The sequence below is a fragment of the Roseibium sp. RKSG952 genome, from assembly GCF_009711355.1.
In genome coordinates, this window is sequence record NZ_SMMF01000628.1 from 1 (window position 1) to 2703 (window position 2703).

2 protein-coding genes are annotated in these 2703 nt (G+C 47.8%); both read left to right on the forward strand.

From position 1 onward, the window contains the following. Positions 1-209: 209 nt before the first annotated feature. The gene (gene repA, locus E1297_RS02995) at positions 210-1412 is read left to right on the forward strand and encodes a plasmid partitioning protein RepA (RefSeq protein ID WP_155133744.1); all 1203 of its coding nucleotides are present in this window, start codon (positions 210-212) and stop codon (positions 1410-1412) included. Further along, positions 1409-2467 (forward strand): plasmid partitioning protein RepB, encoded by a 1059-nt coding sequence (gene repB, locus E1297_RS03000; RefSeq protein ID WP_155133747.1) that lies wholly within the window; start codon positions 1409-1411, stop codon positions 2465-2467. The genes repA and repB overlap by 4 nt, the downstream gene beginning before the upstream one ends. Positions 2468-2703: the final 236 nt, after the last annotated feature.

The following is a 2703-nucleotide window of genomic DNA, read 5'->3' on the forward strand; positions in this document are numbered from 1 at the left end:
CAAAAGTTTGCCCGCGGGCAAACTTTTGGTTCGTGTGGGTGAGAGCAATGGCGGTTCTTCTTCGAGTTAGCGCCTTTGAATATTGATGGCGTTAATACTTTGTTTACAAATAAAAATTTGACGCCGGATAGTATGCGAGTTAGCGTCTGTCGCGACGGTAAAAAAGTAACTGTCGACTAAAATCCGTCGCAGACTGAGAGAGTTCAAGGATGCATAAGCCAGTAGATCGTGAAAATACGGCATTGAAGATCCAACGCCATTCTCACCTGCTATCTGCACAGTTGCAGGAGCTTCGTGAAACGATCTATCCACCCGAGGCTCAAAAGTCTCTGCGCACATTCACTTCAAGAGAAGTTGCTATGTTGGTGGGCATCGCCGAATCGACATTACGGCAGATGTCGCTTGATGGTGAAGGACCTGCGCCTGAAAGGTTGGCAAACGGCCGACGCGCCTACACCCTAGCGCAGATAAACGAAGTGCGGGAATATCTTGCAGAGAAAAAACCGTCCGATGCTCTAAAATATCTGCCGAGACGGCAAGGCAATGACAAGCTTCAGGTAATCGCCGTTGCAAATTTTAAGGGTGGGTCAGCTAAAACAACAACAACGGTCCATCTGGCGCATTATCTGGCCCTTCAAGGGCTTCGGGTTTTAGCAATAGACTTGGACCCGCAGGCTTCTTTGTCCACGATGTTCGGTTATCAGCCGGAATACGACGTTGCTTCAAACCAAACACTGTACGCAGCAATTCGCTACGATGACGAACGGCGCCCACTGCGGGAAGTGATAAGATCCACCTACTTTTCTGGTGTAGACATTATTCCAGGAAATCTTGAGTTGATGGAATACGAACACGAGACCCCTCAAGCTATTAGCGCTGGCAAGTCTCGTGGCGAGGGTATGTTCTTCCGACGAATAGAGACGGTAATTGCTTCAGTAGAAAGCGACTATGACGTCGTTCTTATTGATGCCCCCCCACAACTTGGTTATTTGACCCTGGGTGCAATTTTTGCAGCCACAGCTATGTTAATTACTGTCCATCCTGCAATGCTTGATGTTTCAAGCATGAATCAGTTTCTGGCGATGACCAGCGATATTCTCTCTGTAATTGAGGGAGCGGGGGGCCAGCTTGATCACGATTTCGTTCGTTATGTTTTGACGAGACACAATCCGAATGACTTGCCACAAGTCAATATTGTTACGCTTCTACGTTCCTTGTTTGGTGAAGACGTATTGACTGCTGCTGTTTACGAAACAACAGCAGTGGCAAGCGCGGGTCTTTTAAAAAAGAGCCTTTATGAGATGGAAAAGGGGTCCGTTGGGCGCGATACCCTCAACCGCGGTATTGAATCAATCGATGCAGTAAATGCAGAGATTCTAGGTCACTTAGAAACTGTGTGGGGGCGGAAATGACCAACGCTAGTAACCACTCAAAAAAGATGAAAGCTTTGTTTGGGGGCGTCGATCCTGCAAAACTCGCCGGGAAGAAGCCAGCCGTGCCCGGCAGTAGCGTTGAAGCTGGGCGCGTGACGTCAGGCACAGTCAAATCCATGAGTAGTGCATTTTCTACAATTGAAAAAGAGAACGAAGAGCTACGTCAAAAGCTACAAGCAACAGCTTTTGTTGAGCGGCTTAGTCCAAATTTGATTGACCCATCACCTTATCGCGATCGTTTCGAAGACGATGAAGGGGCACGTCACGAACTTGACGAGCTAAAGGAATCTATTGCTGTCGAGGGGCAAAAAATAGCGGTTTTGGTTCGCCCCCATCCCAGTGAAGCCGGACGATATCAGCTCGCCTATGGTCATAGAAGAGTTAAGGTTCTTAGAGAACTGTATGTTGCTGCAGAAAACCCGGAAATTTTCCAGGTAAACGCATACGTGCGTGCACTATCGGATTCCGAGTTGATCAAGGAGCAGTCTTTAGAAAACGCCGTACGCGAGAACCTTAGTTGGATCGAACTAGCGATGTGGGCACGGCAGTTGAAGTCAACTCGGCTGACCAATCGCTCGATGGCTCCGATACTTGGAATACCAGAATCCGGTGTGTCTAGGCTAATCAAAATCTCGGAACAAATTCCAGATGATGTTGCACGGGCGATTGGTCGGGCAAAAGAATCAGGCCGCCGACGTTGGGCGGCGTTGGCTCAAGAACTAACAGATCCTGCGTCAATCCAACGTGTTCGTGCATTAGTTTCTTCAGATGAATTTAAGAAGGCAGATGGCGACAAGCGGATTTCATTGTCAATTGACGCAGCAGCCGGGAAGTCGGCAGTGCCAGCCAAAATAGATCAATCAAAGGTATTTAAAGCCGGTTTGGATGGTGATGTTTTCGCAAAAGTAAAGGAAACTAGAAACGCCACAACCGTGACAATCCCAAACAAAGAGACGGATTTTGCAAAATGGTTGACGGAAAAAATTCCTGATCTTCGTTCAGAGTACTTGGCTGCAAGAGACAAGGAGTCTTAGTCATGTCATAGAACCGAAAAAGGATTTCCGGCTGCCACCGGAAATCCTATTCTCAGACAATCGGGCTTATCAGCCAAGAGATAGTCTCACACTTCTCTTGTAAGATGAAATTGGATGCCGTGCAAGATGCGCTCTTGCGTGAATGGTGATCTGTTGCAGATTATTCATCGTCCAAGGATTTGCCCGAAATCTTTTACTTTCTGTTTATCGGCCGACTTTGTCGGGCGGAGGGCCGA